This window comes from Sphingobium vermicomposti, assembly GCF_011762025.1.
Taxonomy (GTDB): Bacteria; Pseudomonadota; Alphaproteobacteria; order Sphingomonadales; family Sphingomonadaceae; genus Sphingobium; species Sphingobium vermicomposti.
In genome coordinates, this window is record NZ_JAASQR010000005.1 from 1 (window position 1) to 20971 (window position 20971).

The 20971-nt window shown below is 66.5% G+C and carries 19 protein-coding genes; 17 read left to right on the forward strand and 2 right to left on the reverse strand.

The window, feature by feature from the left end; translation table 11 throughout:
* Positions 1-424: 424 nt before the first annotated feature.
* From FHS54_RS16165 to copM, 13 genes are all read left to right on the forward strand, one after another.
* Positions 425-724, forward strand: a complete 300-nt coding sequence (locus FHS54_RS16165) for a hypothetical protein (RefSeq protein ID WP_243855841.1) — start codon at positions 425-427, stop codon at positions 722-724.
* 57 nt (positions 725-781) lie between these two features.
* The gene (locus tag FHS54_RS16170) at positions 782-2092 is read left to right on the forward strand and encodes a TolC family protein (RefSeq protein WP_167305216.1); all 1311 of its coding nucleotides are present in this window, start codon (positions 782-784) and stop codon (positions 2090-2092) included.
* Between the two features lie 3 nt (positions 2093-2095).
* Entirely contained in the window at positions 2096-3274 is a 1179-nt protein-coding gene (locus tag FHS54_RS16175; RefSeq protein ID WP_167305217.1) for an efflux RND transporter periplasmic adaptor subunit, read from the forward strand.
* A 4-nt stretch (positions 3275-3278) separates the two neighbouring features.
* Positions 3279-6506: an efflux RND transporter permease subunit gene (locus FHS54_RS16180; protein WP_167305218.1), complete on the forward strand. Its 3228-nt coding sequence runs from the start codon at positions 3279-3281 to the stop codon at positions 6504-6506.
* Positions 6507-6560: 54 nt separating this feature from the next.
* A complete protein-coding gene (locus FHS54_RS16185) occupies positions 6561-7058 on the forward strand; it encodes an SRPBCC family protein (protein WP_167305219.1) in 498 nt (165 codons plus the stop codon).
* Positions 7059-7110: 52 nt separating this feature from the next.
* A complete protein-coding gene (locus FHS54_RS16190; RefSeq protein ID WP_167305220.1) occupies positions 7111-7416 on the forward strand; it encodes a TFIIB-type zinc ribbon-containing protein in 306 nt (101 codons plus the stop codon).
* Between the two features lie 237 nt (positions 7417-7653).
* Positions 7654-7965 carry a hypothetical protein gene (locus FHS54_RS16195; RefSeq protein ID WP_167305221.1) on the forward strand — a complete coding sequence of 104 codons (312 nt, stop codon included), beginning with the start codon at positions 7654-7656 and terminating at the stop codon, positions 7963-7965.
* A 26-nt stretch (positions 7966-7991) separates the two neighbouring features.
* On the forward strand, positions 7992-8363 hold the full coding sequence (locus tag FHS54_RS16200; protein WP_167305222.1) for a hypothetical protein: 372 nt from the start codon (positions 7992-7994) through the stop codon (positions 8361-8363).
* A gap of 28 nt (positions 8364-8391) precedes the next feature.
* Entirely contained in the window at positions 8392-9075 is a 684-nt protein-coding gene (locus FHS54_RS16205) for a ZIP family metal transporter (protein ID WP_167305223.1), read from the forward strand.
* Positions 9072-9674, forward strand: a complete 603-nt coding sequence (locus FHS54_RS16210; RefSeq protein ID WP_167305224.1) for a cation efflux transmembrane domain-containing protein — start codon at positions 9072-9074, stop codon at positions 9672-9674. The genes FHS54_RS16205 and FHS54_RS16210 overlap by 4 nt, the downstream gene beginning before the upstream one ends.
* Positions 9674-12184: a heavy metal translocating P-type ATPase gene (locus FHS54_RS16215; protein WP_167305225.1), complete on the forward strand. Its 2511-nt coding sequence runs from the start codon at positions 9674-9676 to the stop codon at positions 12182-12184. Before FHS54_RS16210 ends, FHS54_RS16215 begins: the two co-directional genes overlap by 1 nt.
* Positions 12181-12930: an HAD-IIB family hydrolase gene (locus tag FHS54_RS16220; protein WP_167305226.1), complete on the forward strand. Its 750-nt coding sequence runs from the start codon at positions 12181-12183 to the stop codon at positions 12928-12930. The genes FHS54_RS16215 and FHS54_RS16220 overlap by 4 nt, the downstream gene beginning before the upstream one ends.
* A gap of 47 nt (positions 12931-12977) precedes the next feature.
* Positions 12978-13349: a CopM family metallochaperone gene (gene copM / locus FHS54_RS16225; RefSeq protein ID WP_167305227.1), complete on the forward strand. Its 372-nt coding sequence runs from the start codon at positions 12978-12980 to the stop codon at positions 13347-13349.
* 93 nt (positions 13350-13442) lie between these two features.
* Here copM and FHS54_RS16230 read toward each other — a convergent pair whose 3' ends face one another.
* Positions 13443-14141, reverse strand: a complete 699-nt coding sequence (locus tag FHS54_RS16230) for a DUF6118 family protein (RefSeq protein ID WP_167305228.1) — start codon at positions 14139-14141, stop codon at positions 13443-13445.
* A 14-nt stretch (positions 14142-14155) separates the two neighbouring features.
* Positions 14156-17242, reverse strand: a complete 3087-nt coding sequence (traA, locus tag FHS54_RS16235) for a Ti-type conjugative transfer relaxase TraA (protein ID WP_167305229.1) — start codon at positions 17240-17242, stop codon at positions 14156-14158.
* A 174-nt stretch (positions 17243-17416) separates the two neighbouring features.
* Here traA and FHS54_RS16240 point away from each other — a divergent pair, with 174 nt between their 5' ends.
* The 4 genes from FHS54_RS16240 to FHS54_RS16255 are packed head-to-tail and all read left to right on the forward strand — an operon-like array spanning position 17417 to position 19919.
* Positions 17417-17725 carry a conjugal transfer protein TraD gene (locus FHS54_RS16240; RefSeq protein ID WP_167305230.1) on the forward strand — a complete coding sequence of 103 codons (309 nt, stop codon included), beginning with the start codon at positions 17417-17419 and terminating at the stop codon, positions 17723-17725.
* Positions 17726-17762: 37 nt separating this feature from the next.
* A complete protein-coding gene (locus FHS54_RS16485) occupies positions 17763-17981 on the forward strand; it encodes a conjugal transfer protein TraD (protein ID WP_167305231.1) in 219 nt (72 codons plus the stop codon).
* Positions 17978-18259: a hypothetical protein gene (locus FHS54_RS16250; protein ID WP_167305232.1), complete on the forward strand. Its 282-nt coding sequence runs from the start codon at positions 17978-17980 to the stop codon at positions 18257-18259. Before FHS54_RS16485 ends, FHS54_RS16250 begins: the two co-directional genes overlap by 4 nt.
* 1 nt (position 18260) lies before the next feature.
* Positions 18261-19919: a type IV secretory system conjugative DNA transfer family protein gene (locus tag FHS54_RS16255; RefSeq protein ID WP_167305233.1), complete on the forward strand. Its 1659-nt coding sequence runs from the start codon at positions 18261-18263 to the stop codon at positions 19917-19919.
* Positions 19920-20971: the final 1052 nt, after the last annotated feature.

A 20971-nucleotide genomic window follows, 5' to 3' on the forward strand; every position in this document is an offset into this window, starting at 1 on the left:
TTTAAACGACTCCGTCAGGCTATCGTGCAGCGCGCGAGTGCCCCGGCGCTCGCTAGCGTCGGCTTGGTGGGTAAAACCCCGAACCTTGCCTTCCGGTGGGCGAAACCCCGAATTGTAGTCCGACATGCCCGCCTCCTGAATGTGTGATAAAGGACATTATCATATATTGATCCGGATGTGAATCCGCATTGGCTTCTGGCTCGGTAGGCCGGAAAATGCAGTCCGAGCGGGCGGTGTCAAAATAGGTGCGATCGTGACGCCGACATCGATCGTTCAGAAAGGCCAACTTTACCTCCGCCCGTAGGCCGCAGCCAATGGCGTAACGGGCGAATACGATGTCGCTCGAAGTTCTGCGATGACATTGAGGGGTAATTCAGGTAACCGACAGCCAATGCTGCGTAAGTTGTGGTCCCTTCTGCTTGTCATGATCGCGTCATCCCTGGTGGTGACAGCGACCGTGCACGCGCAGGAAAGACCGGGAGCGCCCACGATCGAGTGCAGCGGCGCCGTGCATAGCGACGGCGATGCCGATCAATCGCAGGGCGATTCCGACAAGGCTGTTCCGCACCATCACGGCACTTGCCACGGCCCGTCCCTGAACGTGCCCGCGAAAGATGAACTTTCGGCGATGGTGCGTGCCGCCGGTATGCGCCCGTTCCCCGCTTCCGATACAGCTATCGAATCACGCGCGGTCGATCCTGCGCTGAGGCCCCCCTCCGCCTGACATTTTCCGCCGGTCGGCCCTTGCCGGCCCGACGCAATTTGTCAGGATCACCGGATAATGAAAAAGATGATCGCGGCCGTGCTGGCTGCGGCGTCCTGCGCATCGATCGCGCAGGCGCAAGCACAGGCGCAACAAGCGCCCATGCCGACAACGCCTTCGGCGGCTACGCCAACAGCGGCACAGCCATTACCGACCTTCACGCTGGATCAGGCTGTGCTGGCGGCCGGCGGGGCCGCGCCGTCCAACACAGCGGCGGCGGCGGCGATCGAGGCGGCGCAGGCCGGACGCTCCGTCGCGGGCCTCCGACCCAACCCGACCTTCCAGGGTCAGGTCGAGAATGTAGTCGGCTCCGGCCCCTATAGGGGGCTGCGGAGCGCGGAGACGACGGTCGGGGTCGCGATCCCGATCGAGCTGGGCGGCAAGCGCAGCGCGCGTGTCGCCGTCGCCGGTGCGCAGCTATCGCGCGCGCAGCTTCAGGCTGCGATCGCGGCGGCCGACATTCGCGTGCAGGTGACGCAGCTCTATGTCGAGGCGGTCGCGGCCGAACGCCGTTTGGCGACGGCACGCGATCAGGCGCGGATCGCAGCCGAAGTGCTGCGCGGCGCTGGGGTGCGCGTCCAGGCTGGCCGGGCATCGCCACTCGAACAGCAGCGCGCCGACGTGGCGCGGATCAACGCGGATGCCAATGTCGAGCGGCTGGCGCGGCTTGCGGAGGCGGCGCGGACAAATCTCGCGCGCCGGATCGGTCGCCCCATCGACGGCGCGCTAGATGCCGGATTGCTCGATCGGCTTCCTGCCGCAACCTTTGGGCCGGTCGCGCCGCCAAGTGCCCAAGGCACGCTGGCGCTGGCGGCGGCCGATGCAGATCTGGCCATCGCCGACGCCGGCATCCGGCTCGCGCGGGCAAACCGAGTGCCCGATATCAACGTCGGACCGGCGCTGCGGCGACTTGAGGCGACCAACGACACCGCCGCGGTGTTCGCGATCTCGATCCCGATCCCGGTGTTCAACAATGGCCGCGCCGCCATCGCGCAAGCGACGGCGGAGCGGACGCGGGCGGAAGCGGTGCGGCGCGTAACCGCGCTCGATGTCGAACAGGCGATCACCGATGCCGAAGCCGAAGTGGCCAATGCGGCGACCTCGGCACGGGCCGCGGCCGGTCCGGCGCTGGCGGCGGCACAAGAGGCCGCTCGTATCGCCCGGATCGGCTACCGCGAGGGCAAGTTCGGCCAGCTCGATCTTCTCGATGCCGAACGCACGCTGTCCGAAACGCGCGTCACTGCAATCGACGCGCTCGCCAACTATCAGAATGCCCGCGCCCGTCTCGAGCGGCTTACCGCTCCGGCGCCAGACCTACAGGGGGATTAATCAATGTCGACATTCATGCCGCGCACCGTGGCTTCACTGGCGCTTGCCCTGGTCCTTGCCGCGTGCGGCGGAGCTGGCGAGTCCACTAACGAGACTGCCAACGAGGCCGCGCCGGCAAAGGGCGGCGAAGAAGGCGCGGGAGGCGGCCATGCCGATGAGGGCAAGGTCACGCTTAGCGCCGACCAGATAGCGGCGGCAGGAATCCAGCTCGGCCGCCCGACCCTTGGCGGATCGGGCACGATCGAGCTGCCGGCGACGATCGAGGGCGATCCGCAAGGAACCCAGGTGGTCTCAGCGGCGATCGGCGGCCGCGTGGTGTCGCTGACCCGCAATCTCGGCCAGTCGGTCGGACGGGGGCAGACCATCGCCGTCATCGAAAGCCGCGAGGCGGCGCAGCTCAAGGGCGAGGTCGAGGCGTCCCGCGCCCGGCTCGCGCTCGCCAACTCCAATCTCGCGCGCGAGCAGCGGTTGTTTGCGCAGCGCGTGTCGCCGGAACAGGATCTGATCGCCGCGCGCACGGCGGCGACCGAAGCGCGCATCGCCTATCAGCAAGCGCAAAGCCAGGTGTCGGCCGCGGGCGGCGGCGGCGGCGGGCTCAATCGGCTCGGGATCGTGGCGCCGATCGGCGGCCAGGTCATCGCCCGTCCGGTCGTGTTGGGGCAGACCGTCGCGGCCGACGCCGAACTCTATCGCATCGCGAACCTCGGCCGTGTGTCGCTTGCGCTGAACTTGAAGCCCGAAGACGCGGGCCGGGTGAAGCCCGGCAACACCGTGATGGTGAGGGCACCGGGGCGCGAGGCCAGCGCGCGGATCAGCTTCGTGTCACCGGCGCTCGATCCGCAAACCCGCCAGGTGCCGGTTATTGCGACCCTCGACAATCGCGGGGGTCAGTGGCGCGTGGGAGAGCCGGTGACGGCCTCGGTGCAGCTCAGCGGCACGGGCGGCGCTGCCAATGCGGCCATCCTCGTGCCGACCACTGCGGTGCAGACGGTCGAGGGCAAGTCGGTCGTGTTCGTTCGGACCGCGACTGGGTTCCAGGCAACGCCGGTCACGCTCGGCGACGCCGCCGGCGCGACCGTCATCGTTCGCTCGGGCCTCACGGGCCGCGAGCAAATCGCCACCACTGGCAGCTTCACGCTCAAGGCCGAAATCGGCAAGGGCGAAGCGGCGCACGAGGATTGATGCCATGATCGCCCGTATAGTCACATGGGCGGTCGAGAAGCGCTGGCTCGTCCTGCTCCTCACCGCCATCGCCACCGTCATCGGTGGCTATTCGCTCTACCGGCTGCCGATCGACGCGGTGCCGGACATCACCAATAACCAGGTCCAGATCAACGTCCGTGCCTCGGCGCTTTCGCCCGAGCTGGTCGAGAAACAGGTCTCGTTCCCAATCGAGACCGCGCTCGCCGGCATTCCGGGCCTCGACTATACGCGCTCGCTGAGCCGGAACGGCTTCGCGCAGGTGACGGCCGTCTTCGACGACTCCACCGACATCTATTTCGCCCGCCAACAGGTCGGCGAGCGCCTGGCAGGCGTCGCGGAAGGTCTGCCCGACGGCGTGAACCCCGAAATGGGACCGATCGCGACCGGGTTGGGCGAGGTCTATATGTGGACCGTCCGCCTCGATCACCGGAAGGACGATGAGCATCGGCCCGGCGAGCCGGGCCAGCAACCCGACGGCAGCTACATCACACCCGAAGGCGAGCGGCTGACGACCCAGGAGGACAAGGCGACCTATCTGCGCACCGCGCAGGACTGGATCGTCACCCCACTCCTGAAGAACACGCCGGGCCTCGCTGGCGTCGACTCGATCGGCGGCTATTCCAAGCAATATCTGGTCGTTCCCGACGTCCAGAAGCTGGCGTCGCTCAACATCACGCTGACCGATCTGGGCACGGCGCTGGAGAAGAACAACACGAGCGTCGGCGGCGGGTTCGTCAACCGCAACGGCGAGGGCCTGGCGGTCCGCTCCGATGCGCTGGTGCGAAACGCGGCCGAGCTGGCGCGAACCGTCGTCGCGACCCGCGAGGGCGTGCCGATCACGCTCGATCAGGTCGCCAGCGTGCGCAATGGGCAGGCGATCCGCATGGGCTCTGCGTCCGAGAACGGGACGGAGGTCGTCGTCGGCACCGCGATCATGCGGATCGGCGAAAACAGCCGCAACGTCGCTACCGCGGTCGCCGACCGGCTGAAGGAGATCAACGCCTCGCTTCCGCCCGACGTGGTGGTGCAGCCTGTCCTCGATCGGACTGCACTGGTCAACTCCACCATCAAGACGGTGGCGAAGAACCTGTCGGAAGGCGCGCTGCTCGTCATCGTCGTGCTGTTCCTGCTGCTTGGCAACTTCCGGGCCGCGCTGATCGCGGCCGCGGTCATCCCGGTGACGATGATGCTGACCGGGTTCGGGATGCTCCGCCTCGGCGTCTCGGCCAACCTGATGAGCCTGGGCGCGCTCGACTTCGGCCTGATCGTCGACGGCGCGGTCATCATCGTCGAAAACGCGCTCAGGCGGCTCGCCGAGCAACAGCACCACCAAGGAAGGTTGCTCACGGTCAAGGAGCGACTGGAGGTCGTAGCGACCGCCGCGCGTGAGATGATCCGTCCTTCGGTCTATGGACAGGCGATCATCATCCTCGTCTATGTGCCGCTGCTGACGCTCACCGGGGTCGAGGGCAAGACGTTTGTGCCGATGGCGCTGACCGTCATCATCGCGCTGCTGTTCGCCTTCGTGCTGTCTTTGACCTTTGTGCCTGCGGCGATCGCCATCTGGCTGTCGCGGAAGGTGACGGAGGAGGACGGCCGGATCATCTCGTGGCTCAAGCAGCGCTATGAGCCGGGCCTGGAAAGGGCGATGAAGCGGCCCTCGATCACGATCGGGGCGGGCATCGGCAGTCTCGTTCTGGCGGCGCTCGCCTTTACGACGTTGGGGCAAGTGTTCCTGCCCCAGCTCGACGAGGGCGACTTGCTCATCCAGTCGCTGCGCATTCCGGCAACGTCGGTACAGCAAAGCCAGGCGATGCAGGTGCCGATCGAGCAAATGGTCTCGAAGCAGCCCGAAGTGCGGTTCGTCTTCTCGAAGACCGGCACGGCCGAGCTGGCCTCGGACCCGATGCCGCCCAACGCGACGGACATGTTCGTCATCCTGAAGCCGCGCGACGAATGGCCCGATCCCAAGCTCGCCAAGGCCGAGCTGGTCGAGCGTCTGGAAGGCAAGCTCGGGCAGATTCCGGGCAACGCCTATGAGATCACGCAACCGATCCAGATGCGCTTCAACGAGCTGATCGCCGGCGTGCGCGGCGACGTCGCGGTCAAGGTGTTCGGCGACGACTTCGCCAGCATGAACAGGACGGCGGAGCAAATCGCCGGCGTCCTGCGCAAGACGGAAGGCGCGGCGGACGTGAAGGTCGAACAGACGACGGGCCTCCCAATGCTCGACATTCGCGTCAATCGCGACGCGATGGCGCGGGTCGGCGTCACCGCGCAGGACGTGCAGGACACCATCACCGCCACACTCGGCGGGCGGGAATCCGGCATGATATTCGAGGGCGATCGGCGCTTTCCGGTCGTCATCCGCCTGTCGGATGCGCAGCGCGCTGACCTCGGGCTGCTCGAACAAGTGCAGGTGCCGGTCGCCGGCGGCGGCTATGTGCCGCTCTCCAGCGTCGCCAGCATCGGCGTCGTCGACGGGCCGAACCAGATCAGCCGCGAGAATGGCAAACGCCGTGTCGTCGTCCAGGCCAACGTGCGTGGCCGTGACGTCGGCAGCGTGGTGGCAGACGCGCAGGCGGCGGTCGGGCAAGCCGTGCGCCTGCCCGCCGGCAGCTATCTCGAATGGGGCGGCCAGTTCGAGAACCTGAAGTCCGCCAGCGAGCGGCTGCAACTCGTGATCCCGGCCTGCTTCATCCTGATCCTGCTGCTGCTCTATGGGGCGTTGGGGTCGGCACGCGATGCCGCGATCGTGTTCACCGGCGTGCCGTTCGCGCTGGTGGGCGGGGTGCTGCTGCTGTTCGTGCGCGGCATGGACTTCTCGATCTCGGCGGCGGTGGGGTTCATCGCGCTGTCGGGTATCGCGGTCCTCAACGGCCTCGTCATGGTCAGCTCGGTGCAGGACCTGATCCGCTCGGGCATGGACCGGGCGGAGGCCGCCCGCACCGGCGCGATCCAGCGGCTCCGGCCCGTCGTCATGACCGCGCTCGTGGCCAGCCTCGGCTTCGTGCCGATGGCCTTTGCGAGCGGGGCCGGCGCGGAGGTGCAAAAGCCGCTCGCGACCGTCGTCATCGGCGGTCTGATCTCAGCGACCCTGCTGACGCTGTTCGTGCTGCCGACGCTCTACGCGCGGTTCGGACAGCAAGCGGTGAAGGCCGACGAACCGGACGAAGCGGAGGGCATCGAACCGCTGCCCCGGCACGCATGATCGACAAGGGGAGGGCGGCACCCGTCCTCCCCACGTCCAGAAAGGAGGTGTGAGGTGCCCGTGATCGACAATGTGACGAGCCTGAAGGCATCGCCGTTGCGTGTCTGGTCGGTCCTCACCGATCTTGCCGGCCACGCACAGTGGAAGCCGTTCATTCAACTTTCCGGCACCGCGGTCCCCGGCGGCGAGGCCGTCTATACCTTTCGTATCGGCGGGCTCGACAAGCCCGTCACGGCCAAGGCCGACATCACCCGCGTCGACAAACCGCTGGCGTTTGCCTGGACCACGGGCGTCACCAAGCTTCTTCTCTTCGAGGAAGCCTATGCGCTCGAAAGCGAACCGACGGGCACCCGGCTGCGCCATAGCCTGCGCTTCTCCGGGCTGCTGGGCGGGCCCCTTGCAGCGCTGATGCGCCGCAAGCTCCTCGCCACCCTTGTCCGATCGGATGCGTGCCTGGAGCGCCATCTACGACGCTTGTCGGCACAACAGAGTCCGAAAGGACGGACGCTACCGCCTCGTCACACCGTCAAGAGCAACCGGAGGTTGCGATGACGTCGATTCATGCCGGTTCGGCACTCATCGCCCGCCACGAAAGGAACCCATCATGGTAGATAGCCGTCCCCCCCAAGGGCTGCTGTGCCCGACATGCCGCGTCGATCTCGTCATGAGCGAGCGGCAGGGCATTGAGATCGACTATTGCCCGCAATGCCGTGGGGTCTGGCTCGATCGCGGCGAACTCGACAAGATCATCGAGCGCAGCGCCGGCGACGATCACCGCGCGCGGCCGTTGAGCGGCGTTCGTCTCGGAATATCCGACGATCGCGGCCATGGCGATCATAGCGGAAAGCACGGTTACGAGCGGGGCCATAAGGGTCGCCGCAAGGGCTTTCTCAGCGAATTGTTCGACTGAACTACTATGGATCGGCCGCCACACAACGAGTCCTTCGGGTGTCCGTGTGAGAACGGCCCGCGCCATGGGCGTGCCCCCTGTAGCGCCCATGGCGATAGATCATGGAAAAACGGGGAAATAGCGGCTCGGCGTCTTAGGGGCGGCCCGGTTCGGGGGAGCATCCTCGCTACCGGGCTTGCTCTGGCGCCGGGCCTGCTCGGCTACTCGCCAACCCTAAGCGACGAGCGTCGTTCGCGCTTGGAACGCTGGGCGTCTCTGCTCGAACGCGATCCGCACCGGCTTACCGGGCTGCTGCGTCCGTCATGGGCAGCGGGCGACGTGACGGGTCTCAACGGACGCTCTCGGGGCGACGTGAAATCGTTCTTCCAGCTTTCGAATGCCGAGCTGGCCCGGATCGCGTCGGGGTCTTGGCGCGTCCCGCTGCGCCCCGCCTGGCAGGTCGCGGCGCGCATACGCAACGTCGCCGATCCGCGCCCTGAAAAGCTGCTCCTGGTCGGCGTCATGGTCTTGATCGCCGGTGGCGTGGGAGCTGCCCAATGGCTTGGATGAATATCGAGATGGTCCCGGGAGCGCACATGACGCCGTTTCGGATTGGAATCACCGGCATAGCCCTTGTGCTGGCGTCGAGCTGTTCGGAACAGCCTCGCAAGGGGCCGCCCACTGAACAGGAAATCCACGCGAATGACAGCGGCGATGCGAGCGGCACCCCCGGTCGCCATCCCTACAGATGCGATGACGATCGGCCGCTGCTCGTCGACTTCAAGAATGAGGGCCTGACGCTCGAGCTGCGCCGCCATGGTAACCCTGCGCCGGTTGTCCTGACCGCGCCCGCACCCGGGCTGCAATATGTCGGCGACACGATGAGCGCGACCTTCGCGGGCAACGAAATCAAGATTGAGGAGGCGGGCAAGCCCCCGGTCCTGTGTCGGAAGGCGACAAGCTTGTGACCCGCCCCGGCCCGAAGGGACGCTGACGATGGCAGCGCTCAAATTCTCCCTGATCCCGATGATCGCGATCATGATCGGCGCACTGGTCGCCGGGTGGCGCACGCCCGGCGAGAAGCTGGTGTCGGCGATGCAGCATCTGGCGGCCGGCGTCGTGTTCGCCGCCGCCGCGACGGAGATCCTGCCGCTGGTGAAGCATGGCGGGTCTCCGACCGCAACGCTGATCGGCGGAGCGCTGGGCGTCGCGGTGATGCTGGGGCTCAAGGCGGCGGAAAGCCGGTGGGAAGGGCCGGTGGCGCTGCTTGCCGCAATCGGGCTCGATCTGGCGATAGACGGCCTGGTCCTCGGCCTCGCCTTCATCGCCGGCGAGAAGGCCGGCACGCTGCTCGCCGTCGCACTGACTCTCGAAGTGCTGTTCCTGGCCCTAACCCTCACCAACGATCTGGCGGGCCGGTATCGCAAGGCGAAGGCGATCGGCCTGACCTGCGCGCTCGCGCTGCTGGTGCCGATCGGCGCGCTGGTCGCGCAGCCGGTGGCGCTCTTGTCGCCAGTGTGGATCACCGGCTTCCTGAGCTTCGGACTGATGGCGCTGCTCTACCTCGTTACCGAAGAGCTGCTGGTCGAGGCGCACGAGAAGCCGGACTCGCCGCTTATCAGCGCCATGTTCTTCGTCGGCTTCCTGGCACTCCTGCTGATCGAGGAAATCATGGCATGACGGCTCCGGACGCAAAGGTTTCGGCCGAGCGGCGCACGCTCTGGATCGTGCTGCTGCTCAACGCGGCGATCGCCGCCGGCTTCTTCGTGACGGGCCTGATCGGCGATTCCAGCGCGCTCATCGCCAACGGCGTCGATAACCTGTCGGACACCGCGGTCTATGCGCTGAGCCTCATCGCGCTCAACCACGGGCCGACGTGGAAGACGCGGGCCGCAACCATGTCGGGCGTCATGCTGCTGATCTTTGCCGTCGGTATCCTGATCGATGTCGGCCGCCGCTATATCCAGGGCAGCGATCCGATCGGCCCGACCATGATGGTGATGTCGGCGATCGCCGCCGTGGTGAACTATGCGTGCCTGCGACTGCTGCAACGGCTCAAGCAGCCCGATGTCAATCTGCGCGCCGCAACCACGTTCAGCTTCAATGACTTCATCTCCAACGGCGGCATCCTGATCGCAGGCGCGCTGGTACTTTGGCTGGGGACGAATTGGCCCGATCTGCTGGTGGGCCTGGCTACCGCTCTTATCGCGATCAAAGGCGGCATCGAAATCCTGCGTGATGCGCGGGCGGAAACCAAGACCAACGCGGAGACGGCGTGATGACCGAAAAGCTCGAACTCGATATCCCCGTCCTGCTGCCGGAGGTTCCCGACGCGGCCGATGCCTGTGTCGGGCGTCTCGTCTCGACGCTCAGCGCCAAGCCCGGCGTCGAGCGCGCGCATGTCCTGCCTGCCGAAGGCGACACACCGGCGAAGCTCTGCATCCATTTCGACGGGGCGGTGCTGCCGCTGCCGCGTGTGCGCGAGATGGTGCGGGCGGCGGGCGCCGATATCAGCGGGCGATACGGCCATGCGACATGGCAGGTCGAGGGGATCGGGCACGAACGCCGCGCCCGCACCGTCGGCGAGACCCTTTGCCAGGTGCCCGGCGTGCTGCAGGCCGATGCCAGCGCCTCGGGCAGCGTCCGGGTCGAATATGACAAGGAACGCGTCGACGAGGCCGCGATCATCGCGGCGCTGGGCAAGCTCAAGGTCAAACCGGGCAAGCGGACGGGCTCCGATCATGCCGGCGATCTTGCTGGACACGATCACGGCGCGGGCCACCATGCCGAAGGCGCGGAAAAGCACGAACCGGGCGATGGCCACGATCACGCCCACGCCAATTTCCTCGGCCCCAATACCGAGTTGATCTTTGCGCTCGCCTGCGGCGCGCTGCTGGCGATCGGCTTCGCGGTCGAGAAGCTGGTGGCGGGCACGCCCGACTGGCTGCCGACCGCCTTCTATGTCGGCGCCTATGTGTTCGGCGGCTTCTTCACGCTGCGCGAGGCCATCGACAATCTGAAGCTCAAGAAATTCGAGATCGATACGCTGATGCTCGTCGCGGCCGCCGGCGCCGCGGCGCTGGGCGCTTGGGCGGAAGGCGCACTGCTGCTGTTCCTGTTCAGCCTCGGCCATGCGCTCGAGCATTATGCGATGGGTCGCGCCAAGCGCGCGATCGAGGCGCTGGCCGAACTCGCGCCCGACAAGGCGACGGTGCGCCGTGACGGACAGACGACGGAGATTCCGGTCGAGGAGCTGGTGGTCGGCGACGTCGTGGTGGTGCGCCCGAACGAACGCCTGCCTGCCGACGGCTTCGTCATCAAGGGGTCGAGCGCGATCAACCAGGCCCCCGTCACCGGCGAGAGCATCCCGGTCGACAAGGAACCTGTCGCCGATGTCGAGGCGGCGCGCGCCAAGCCCGATGCGGTCGAGGCGACGTCGCGGGTGTTCGCCGGCACGATCAACGGCGGCGCCGCGATCGAGATCGAGGTGACGCGGCGTTCCAACGAAAGCGCGCTTGCCAAGGTCGTGAAGATGGTGAGCGAAGCGGAGACGCAGAAGTCGCCGACACAGCGGTTCACCGATCGGTTCGAGCGCGTCTTCGTGCCGGCGGTCCTGGCCCTTTCGTTCATCCTGCTGTTCGCGTGGGTCGTGGTCGACGAGCCGTTCCGCGACAGCTTCTATCGCGCGATGGCGGTGCTGGTCGCCGCCAGCCCCTGCGCGCTGGCGATCGCCACCCCCAGCGCGGTGCTGTCCGGCGTCGCGCGCGCCGCACGCGGGGGCGTGCTGGTAAAGGGCGGCGCGCCGCTCGAAAACCTCGGCTCGCTCAAGGCGATCGCGTTCGACAAGACGGGGACGCTGACGGAAGGCCGCCCTCGCATCACCGATGTCGTGCCCGTCGACGGCGCGAGCGAAGAGGATCTGTTGGCGCTCGCCATCGCGGTCGAGGGGTTGAGCGATCACCCGCTGGCGCAGGCGATCGTGAAGGATGGACGCGAGCGCCTGGGCGGGCGCGAACTGCCGACCGCGACCGATCTCAAGAGCCTGACCGGTCGCGGCGTCACCGCGACCGTCGACGGCGAGACGGTATGGATCGGCAAGGCCGAAATGTTCGGCAAGGAGGGTATCCCCACGCTGAACGCGGCCGCGACTGACGCCATCGCCACCCTGCGCGAGGGCGGGCGCACGACGATGGTGGTGCGCAAGGGCGACAGGGACATCGGCGCGATCGGGCTGATGGATACGCCGCGTGAAGCGGCCAAGGTTGCGCTCAAGCGGCTCCGCGAGATGGGCATCACCCGGATGATCATGATCTCGGGCGATCATCAGAAGGTGGCCGACGCCATCGCCAAGGATGTCGGGCTCGACGAGGCATGGGGCGACCTGATGCCGGAGGACAAGGTTGCCTCGATCAAGAAGCTTGCCGGCGAGGACAAGGTTGCGATGGTCGGCGATGGCGTCAACGATGCGCCGGCGATGGCAAGCGCGACGGTCGGCATCGCCATGGGCGCCGCCGGATCGGACGTGGCCCTGGAAACGGCCGATGTCGCGCTCATGGCCGATGATCTCGCGCATCTGCCGTTCGCGGTCGGGCTGAGTCGCCACACCCGCGGCATCATCCGGCAGAATGTGTTCGTCAGCCTCGGCGTCGTCGCGTTCCTCGTGCCCGCGACGATCCTAGGCTTGGGAATTGGCCCGGCGGTAGCAATGCACGAAGGCTCGACGCTGCTTGTCGTATTCAACGCGCTGCGTCTGCTGGCCTTCAAGGATCGGACCGGGGCGGCGGTATGAAATCATTGATCGTGTTCGACCTCGACGGGACGCTTGCGGAGAGCAAGCGGCCCCTGTCGGCCGAGATGGCGACGACGCTCGCGCGCCTGCTGGCTGTGGTCGACGTCGCGGTGATCTCGGGTGGCGACTGGCCGCAGTTCGACCGGCAAGTCGCCTCGCGCCTGCCGGGTGATGCGGCGCGCGAGCGGCTGTGGCTGATGCCGACCACCGGCACGAAGCTCTATCGCTACATCGACGATGCGTGGCGCACGATCTATGCCGAGCTGTTCAATGACGCGGAGAAGGCGACCATCCGTGCGGCATTCGACCGCGCGCTGTCGGAAGCGGGGCTCGCCGATGAGCGCATTTGGGGAGAACGGATCGAAGATCGGGGAAGCCAGATTACTTTTTCCGGCCTGGGCCAGGACGCCCCGCTGGAAGCGAAGGAGGGATGGGACCCCGATCGCGTCAAGCGGACCGCACTCCAGAAGACGCTACGGGCGACGCTGCCCGGCCTCTCGATCAACCTGGGCGGCACCACGTCGATCGACGTCACCCGCGCTGGCGTCGACAAGGGCTATGGGCTGAAGCGGTTGAGCAAGGAAAGCGGCTTACCGCTGGCCGATATGCTGTTCCTCGGCGACGCGATCTACCCCGGCGGCAACGACTATCCCGCTGCGGAAATCGGCGTGGATACCGTGAAAGTCCGCGACGTCACCGAAACCGCGGCGGTCGTGTCGGCGATCATCGCCTGCCTTAAGCGCTGAGCGCAGTCGAAGCCGGGCAAAACATGAGGGATTTCTAGGAGACGAATATGACGAAGTTTGGAGTTGGAGCAGCGCTGCTGCTGGGCGTGACCCTCGCGGGCGCGCCTGCGGTTGCACAACATGCGCAGCATGGTCAGGCAGCGTCGCCGACGGCGGAGGCGGCCGCCACTCGGGAATATCGCGCAGCCAACGCGAAGATGCACGGCAGCATGGACGTGCCGTTCAGCGGCGATGCGGATGTGGACTTCATGCGGGCGATGATCCCGCATCACGAGGGAGCGATCGCGATGGCTGAGGTCGAGCTGAAATATGGGCGCGATCCCGTTGTTCGCCGGCTCGCGTCGGAGGTGATCGAGATGCAGCGGCGCGAGATAGCGCAGATGCGGGCCTGGCTCGCGCGACGGGGGCAGGTGAAGTAGAGCGGCCTTACTGGACGGGCTCAATAATCGGTTTGCTAGTGTGGCACACCTCCGGACCCTCCCACCAGAATAGCCATAATCGGTTGCTTTCTCTTATTCTCCCGGCTTCACGTTAATCGTGCAGCGCACCGGCTTCTTAGCTTTCGTGGCGGCTTCACGACACCGTTGCAGTGCCTCGCGATTGCCATCGGCGAGCGGATCGGCCGCGACGATCGCAGCCCAGCTCGCCGGTGCGGCGCGCTGCATCAACCGTTGCCCCGCATTCCATGGCGTCGCCTCACCAAGTCCCCGCGTCGCCATTCGCTCCGGCCAGTGCCAGCTATCGGGCATTGCGCGCGCGATCGGCCCTGCCAGCACGGCATAGAACAACAGGCCCAGCAACACCCCACCGCCACCGAACAGGTAGAGCCAGCGGTTCTGCTCGTCGCCGCGCCGCGCCGAGGCGAGCCGGTTGCCAATCTCGCGCGTCGCCTGATCCAACGCCGATCGGGCCTCAGCGACAAGCCGTGCATCCTCGCGACGCGCGCCGGTCGCGGCCAATGCGATCTGGCCCGCCATATGGTCGGGCGTCATCGCCAGCGCCGGACTCTTGGCGATGGGGTCGATCCGCTGGGCGAGCGCCAGGAGCGTCTTTTCGGTGCGTGCCAGCGTCGGCTCGTAATCGGGTATCTCGATATTTTCGCGGGCGGCGGTCAGCCCCTCGACGGCGGCGCGCAGCAACGACACCTCGCGCCCGAGTTGGGCGAATGCCCGCGCCGCGCCATCCTCGCTGTCCCGATCGCCCTCATCCATGCTCGTTCCTCTCCCTAGCGGCTCATCCCACGATCGCGGCCGATCCCGAGTTCCTGCGTCAACTGGCGGCCAAGATCGCCACGGCTCATGTCGCGGCCGCGCTCCATGCCGATTTCAAGCCCCAGCTCGCGGGTGCGGCCGCGCAGGATCGATTCCACCTGCGGATCGCGCTCAAGGCCCTTCGCCATGCCTTCCATCGCTTTCCCGGTCTTATCGCGGCCCGCCATGTCGCCGGCACGATAGAGGCGGTCGCGATCGTGGGAGAGCTGCTGCCAGCGCTCCACGAACCGGTCGGCGCGCAATTTCGGATCGGCCCGCTCCTGCGCCTCTTGGCGCATCGCCGCGATCATCGGACCGCTGCGCCCCGCCGCTGCCTCGCGCAGCAGGGTAGGATCGCGCTGCATCGCCGATGCGAGGTCGCGCGAGGCTCCCGGCCTGATCCCGTCCAGAGTTTGCGTCGCGCGCTCGAGCGCGACCTTCTGATGTTCCAGCACCGGCCCGCCCGATGCCCGCGCCTGCAACACCGCCTCCGCCGAACGCGAGGCCCGCTCGACCGCGCGGACATAGTCGCGGTCCTGGCCACGATTGGCCTGCGGGGGAGCGCGCTCCGCACCCTTCTCCGGCGCGGCCGACAACTTCAGCCCGGCGAACATACCGCGTTTCGGGGCGGGGTTATCCTGCGCGATCTCCGGCGCCGACGGCTTCCCGGGCCGGAAGCCGTCGAACATGCCCCGCCGCGATTGCGGCGCGCCCTGGCCCGCGGGCCGGTGGTCGCCGCGGTCCACGCCGCGTGGTTCCTCGCCCATCTGGCGCGAAGATCTAGCGCGAGGATCTCGGGCTGGTTCCGGCAATCGGATCTCGCCCGACAATCCGCGCCGGTCCGCGAAAGCACGAATCCCCGCATCGGGATCGCGGCCATAGTCCGACGCCATGTCCTTCGCCCGTTCGCGCCCTAGAGCGCGAACCAGGTTGCGATCGTCGGCAAAGTCATCGCGGCCATAATGGAGCTGCACCCCGTCCCGGTGCCGCGACAACGCCACATAGGCCGAATGGCGGTCCATGCCGGGGGTGGCGAGGACATGGGCGCGATCGACCGTCACGCCCTGCGATTTATGGATGGTGGCGGCATAGCCATGATCGACATGGGCATAGTCTTTCAGGTCGAACGCCACCTGACGGCCATCATCCAGCTTCACCGCCATGCTGTCGGGACTGACCCGCTCGACCTGGCCTAGCGTCCCGTTCTTCACGCCAAGCCCGCGCTCGTTCTTGAGGAACATGATGCGGTCGCCCGCCGCGAACTCCCGCGCGCCCCGCTCGGCCGACACGCGCACGTCCGCCCCCAGCTCGCCGGCGTCGCGCAGTCGATCGCGTGCGGCCAGGTTCAAATCCCGCACCTCGGCATTGGTATGGGTGAGGATGATCCGCGACTGATCGGGATCGGCGCGCCGCTGCGCGTCCCAGCGGTCGATCAGCTCGCCCCGCGCAGCCTCGCGCGTGTCAGCCGCCGCGACCATGCCATGCGCCTCGTAGGCACGAACCGCCTCGCCGGTCCTGCCTGTCGCCAGCGCCTTGGTGGCGTCGCGCTGCCAGTCCTCGCGCTGCCGGCGTATCTCGCCGATCTCGGCCCAGCCATGTCGTTCGGCCACGGAACGGAACGAAGCGCCCGCCTCAATCGCCTGCAACTGCTCGGGATCACCGACAAGAACGACTTTCGCGCCAGCCCGATCGGCATGGGACAGCACGCGCTCCATCTGGCGCGTGCCGATCATGCCGGCCTCGTCGATCACCAGCACGTCGCGCGGACCAAGCTGCTCACGGCCCTGCTCCCACTGATATTCGAGACTGGCGATCGTCCGCGAGGGGATGGCCGACCCGCCTTCCAAATTCTCGGCGGCGATCCCCGACAGCGCAGCGCCGCGCACGGTATAGCCCTGCGCCTCCCACGCCTCGCGCGCCACACCCAGCATCGCCGACTTGCCGCTGCCGGCATAGCCCACGACCGATGCCAGACCGCGCTCGCCGGTGATGTGTTCAAGCGCCCCGCGCTGTTCGGCCGACAGGGAAAGCCCCCTGCCCTCGGCCGACGCCAGCGCCCGATCCACATGGAAGTCGGCAACGCCGTGCCGGTCCATGCCGGCAAGCCCGTCAGCGGCTCGCTCAAGCTGCCGCTCGGTCGCGATCATCTCTCGGCTCGTGAACCGCTCTTGGCCTTTCCCGTCCGTCCCCAGCGCTACCAGCTCGGGCGAACTGCGCACCGCGCTCATGGCCTGGTCGAACTGCTCCTTGCCGTCACTGTGCCGGTGGACGAACATCGCGAGGTCGCGGGTGGTGAACGTCGCCTGTTGCCGCGTGATGCCGTCGAGCGCGATCTCCGGCCTGGCGATGATCTTCTCGCCATTCTCGCGCGCGATGCGCAGATGATCGTCGGCGCGCTCGGCATCCTCACCGCGATCGAGCCGGCGCGATCCCGCCGGCCCGATCTTGTGCTGCGGCTCTAGGTCGATCCCCTGCGCCTCCAAGGTCCGGTGATCGATCCGCGCGTCGATATCGAGCGAGGCGAGCCGTTCGTTGACATGATCCGCCCAAGCTTCGCGCCATTCCTTCAGCAGCGCCGTGTCATTCCATTCGCGGACCTTCCGGCCGAATCCCTCCGGGCCGACTTCGCGCATCGACAGCATGACGTGAGCGTGCGGCTTGGGGTTGCCCTCCTTGTCCTTGTCCCAATGCACGTTGAGGTCCGCGACCATCCCGCGTGCCACGAACTGCTTTTCGACAAAATCACGAGCGAGCTGGACGCCCTCTTTCTGGTCCAGCTCGCGCGGGATCGAGAACTCAACCTCACGAGCAAGTTGCGCGTCCTTGCGCTTCTCCCCCGCCTCGACCTCGTTCCAGAGGGCCGCGCGATCGTTTAAACGCTCCGGTGCGCCTTCGGGCAGCATGATCTCCGAATGGACGACACCGGCCTTGTTCGAGAAATCATGATCGCGCCCGAGCCGGTCATCGTGCAGCTCGGAGGCCGAACGATAGGCGGCCGACGCCACGGCGCTCGATCCGTTGGCGCGGCTGATGATCTTGGCTGAGAAATGGTAGATCGCCATGACGGCGGCCATATTGCACTTCTGAGCGCACGTCGGCAACGACGTATAAGCGCGCACTCACACTCTCTGCCGTTCGTCTGATTGACTTCACCGCATTTCCTATGCCGGGCGGTTTCTCGCACACGCGATCGTGCTACGCTCCCACTTTGATCCACGGGTGCGAGGGAAAGAAGCATGCGCAAGACACGGGACTACGACGCGGAACTGAAAGCGCTGGGCGACAAGGCCAAGGCATTGAAGTCGCGCAAAGTTCAGCAGCTCGGCGAGCTGGTCACCGCCACCGGTGCCGATGCGCTCGATCTCGATGTGCTGGCGGGTGCGCTGCTCCATGTCGTGGCCGAAGCGCAGGTTGAAGGAAACCGGGAGGCGTGGCGCTCCGATGGCGCTGGCTTCTTTCAGAGGCGCGGGCGCAAAGCTGGGCGGAGCGCTGCGACAGACAGCGGCGGCACAGGCGAAGCTGGTGCAGGCGGTTCGCAGAATTGAAGCCGGTCAGCGCCGCACCGATACGAGAGGATGGGTCGTGGCCCGACGGGAACGCACCCGCCACCTGATTGAGCTGGGCGGCCTCGTGCAAAAGGCCGGCCTGGTCGATCTCGCTGACGACGATCGCGCCACCCTCTATGGCGCATTGCTCGAACAGGCAGCGAAGGCGCGCGAGGATGGCGATACGCTGGCGCTCTGGAAGCGGCGCGGCAAACGCGCGTTCGACGCGGAAGCGGAAGGGAGCGAAACACCATGACCACGTTCGATGTCGAGGCGATCCGCGCTGAGGTTCGCGCGCTGGACTACGTGCGCGGCACGCCCGCCGAAGTCGCCCTGTGGCGCGATGACGATGCCGATGCCCGCGCCAACCTTGCGATCGAAGGCATGGCGCTCGAAGCGCAAGAGGATGCGCTGTTCGACATGCTGCGCGACGAAGCCGTGCCCCCTCCCCTCGCCACTGCGATCGTCCTCAAGCTGCTCGGTCATCCCGACGCCGATCTGGCGCTGGCCATCACGCCGATCGGGAGGGCCTGACATGGAATGGCTGCGCCAGCTCGGCCGCGCGATCCGCAACCTGGCCCGCATATCGCGCCAGAATCCGATATGGGCGATTACGGCGCTGACGCTCAGCCCCGTCAAGCTGATCCGCCACCTGTTCGGCGTCATCATCCTGTTTCTGATCGTTGGCCTGGTGCTGCTGGGCGGAGCGCAGTTCATCTTGCACTCGCTGCTCGGCCTAGAGCGCGATTCCCATATTTATCAGATTATGATGATGCTCACGGTTCTCGCCGTCATCCTCGTTGGCCTGCGCGCCCTCTTCCAACCGCTGATCCTACAATATGGCGGCCCTGATGGTGACGCCACCCACGGCTCGGCCCGCTTCGCCTCCGACGCGGAAGCCAAACCCCTCACCCAAAATGAGGGCCTGCTGATCGGCCGCGACCGCAAGTCGGGCAAGCTGCTGCGCTATGCCGGCCCTGCCCATCTCCTGACGATCGCGCCGACGCGCACCGGCAAGGGCGTGGGCACGATCATCCCCAACCTGATCGACTATCCCGGCTCTGTGGTCTGCATCGACCCCAAGGGCGAGAACGCCCGTGTCACTGCCCGCCAGCGGGGCAGGTTCGGCCCAGTCCATGTCCTCGATCCGTTCGGGGTGACGGGACAGCCCTCGGCCGCGTTCAACCCGCTCGATCGCATCGACCCCAATGGCCTCGATCTTGCCGATGACGCCATGACGCTCGCCGACGCGCTGGTCTATGACGCTCCCGGCGAAGCCGGAGAGGCGCATTGGAACGAGGAAGCGAAGGCGCTGATCGCCGGCCTCATCCTCCATATCGTCGCCAGCGAGCCGCCCGCGACCCGCACCCTCGCCACGCTGCGCGATCATCTGACGCACGCGCCGCAAGCCTTCTCCGCCCTGCTCTCCGACATGCAATCGCAAGGCGGCCTGGTCGCGCGCGCCGCCAACCGCCATCTCGGCAAATCCGATCGCGAAGCCGCAGGCGTACTGTCGGCCGCGCAGCGGCATACCCATTTTCTTGACAGCCCGCGCATGACGGCCGTGCTGGGCCAGTCGGATTTTGCGTTCGCCGATCTGAAAGCAACGCCGGCGACGGTGTTCCTCGTGCTGCCGCCCGATCGCCTTGCCACCTATGCCCGCTGGCTACGCCTGATGGTCGCCCAAGGGCTGACCGATCTGGCGCGCGCCGGTGCGGCCCCTACCCGCCCCGTGCTGTTCCTGCTCGACGAGTTCGCGGCGCTCGGCCGTCTCGATCCGGTCGAGCGCGCGATGGGCCTGATGGCGGGCTATGGTGTCCAGCTCTGGCCGATCCTGCAGGACGTGCATCAACTGCGCGCCACCTATGAGCGCCGCGCCGGCACCTTCCTGTCGAACGCCGGCGTCCTGCAGGTGTTCGGGGTCAACGATCACGACAGCGCGAAACTGGTCTCCGATCTGCTCGGCCAGGAGACGGTCGTGTTCGAGACGATGAGCCGCGCGCTCGACGCGGAGGAAACCGGCATCTCGTTCGGCGCGCAGCATGTCGGCCGCGCCCTGCTCACCCCCGATGAGGTGCGCACGATGCCGGCGAACCTGGAGCTGCTGTTTCTCGCCGGCCAGCGCCCGATCGTCGCCGCCAAGCTTGCTTACTATGCCGATCGCGAGTTCTCTGGCCGGTTCGATCCCGCCTGATTGGTCCCCGGAGCATGAAGGCCGCGCACCGCAAGGGCTCCTGCTCTCCATGCCGGCGCGGTTGCCGGAACTTCGTGCTTATGGCGACCAAATGGACCCGCCCCGGTAGCAGCCGCGACGGGTCCGGTGTCGAGATTGACGATCTTCGAAACCGGACACGTTATAGCCGATGGGCGCGGCCTGGTCGAGTTCGCGGGCCGGTTCGATCCAGCATGAAACCGTTTAAACGGCGCGTGGCTACACTAGATTGCTATTCAGACTATATCGTTTGTATATCATGCTGCACGCGGATATGAAGCGGTGGGTGGTTTCACTTTCGCACCACGGCGGCTGTTGGCGCCCGGCATCTTAGGTGGTGTTAATCGGACCCCCCAGACATTCAGCCAGCATCGGCGAACGGTGAGTTTTGGGGTATCGGCTCACCGTTCGCTGCTGCCCGGGGATTTAGGTGCGGCTGATCAATGCGCTAGAAAGGCCATAGTGCGCTTGTGGTGAAAACCCTCCTTTGGCCCGGCGGCATCGTTGAATCGCGCTCAGCGCCCCGGAAATCGACCCTAGCGCCGCCATTTCCGCATGCCCTGGTCTTCCGATGAAACGCTGCGCTTTCCGCATGGCTTTCTGAAAAGCCAATTGGACGGTTGGGCTAGGTGCTGGGCATGAAGGGGGAGTGGGGCGGTTGGGTTGGTGTTCAAAAAGACTCGTCGGCGTAGCCGACACATTCGCATCCGGGGGATGCCGGGTGGGAGGATCGCGTTAGCGATCCGGGGCGGCCGAAGGCCGCGAGCCGGCGGGGGCGAAGCCCCCAAGAGGCGGCGCTTTTCTCTTCCTTGGTGCTGTTGGTGCTATCAGGCGTGAGTTATCCACAGGTGGGCTACCCCAAAACTCACCGTTCGCCTTCAGATTCAATAATTCTTCTTAGATTCAAGATTCAGGGGTCCGCAAACCCGCAGAAAACCTAGGGAAATGATCTCGAAAAGTGAGTGTTGGGGCCGAGTCGCGTGAGTTTTGGGGTAGCCAAAAGTGAGCTTTGGGGTCGGTTACGGTGAGTGTTG

What these genes read in the sequence shown, in the direction of transcription:
- FHS54_RS16180 (WP_167305218.1), top strand. Translation starts at nt 3,279, where the DNA reads ATGATCGCCCGTATAGTCACATGGGCGGTCGAGAAGCGCTGGCTCGTC.
- FHS54_RS16165 (WP_243855841.1), top strand. Translation starts at nt 425, where the DNA reads ATGATCGCGTCATCCCTGGTGGTGACAGCGACCGTGCACGCGCAGGAA.
- FHS54_RS16205 (WP_167305223.1), top strand. Translation starts at nt 8,392, where the DNA reads ATGGCAGCGCTCAAATTCTCCCTGATCCCGATGATCGCGATCATGATC.
- FHS54_RS16215 (WP_167305225.1), top strand. Translation starts at nt 9,674, where the DNA reads ATGACCGAAAAGCTCGAACTCGATATCCCCGTCCTGCTGCCGGAGGTT.
- FHS54_RS16210 (WP_167305224.1), top strand. Translation starts at nt 9,072, where the DNA reads ATGACGGCTCCGGACGCAAAGGTTTCGGCCGAGCGGCGCACGCTCTGG.
- FHS54_RS16240 (WP_167305230.1), top strand. Translation starts at nt 17,417, where the DNA reads ATGCGCAAGACACGGGACTACGACGCGGAACTGAAAGCGCTGGGCGAC.
- FHS54_RS16190 (WP_167305220.1), top strand. Translation starts at nt 7,111, where the DNA reads ATGGTAGATAGCCGTCCCCCCCAAGGGCTGCTGTGCCCGACATGCCGC.
- traA (WP_167305229.1), bottom strand. Translation starts at nt 17,242, where the DNA reads ATGGCGATCTACCATTTCTCAGCCAAGATCATCAGCCGCGCCAACGGA.
- FHS54_RS16170 (WP_167305216.1), top strand. Translation starts at nt 782, where the DNA reads ATGAAAAAGATGATCGCGGCCGTGCTGGCTGCGGCGTCCTGCGCATCG.
- copM (WP_167305227.1), top strand. Translation starts at nt 12,978, where the DNA reads ATGACGAAGTTTGGAGTTGGAGCAGCGCTGCTGCTGGGCGTGACCCTC.
- FHS54_RS16230 (WP_167305228.1), bottom strand. Translation starts at nt 14,141, where the DNA reads ATGGATGAGGGCGATCGGGACAGCGAGGATGGCGCGGCGCGGGCATTC.
- FHS54_RS16200 (WP_167305222.1), top strand. Translation starts at nt 7,992, where the DNA reads ATGACGCCGTTTCGGATTGGAATCACCGGCATAGCCCTTGTGCTGGCG.
- FHS54_RS16255 (WP_167305233.1), top strand. Translation starts at nt 18,261, where the DNA reads ATGGAATGGCTGCGCCAGCTCGGCCGCGCGATCCGCAACCTGGCCCGC.
- FHS54_RS16220 (WP_167305226.1), top strand. Translation starts at nt 12,181, where the DNA reads ATGAAATCATTGATCGTGTTCGACCTCGACGGGACGCTTGCGGAGAGC.
- FHS54_RS16250 (WP_167305232.1), top strand. Translation starts at nt 17,978, where the DNA reads ATGACCACGTTCGATGTCGAGGCGATCCGCGCTGAGGTTCGCGCGCTG.
- FHS54_RS16175 (WP_167305217.1), top strand. Translation starts at nt 2,096, where the DNA reads ATGTCGACATTCATGCCGCGCACCGTGGCTTCACTGGCGCTTGCCCTG.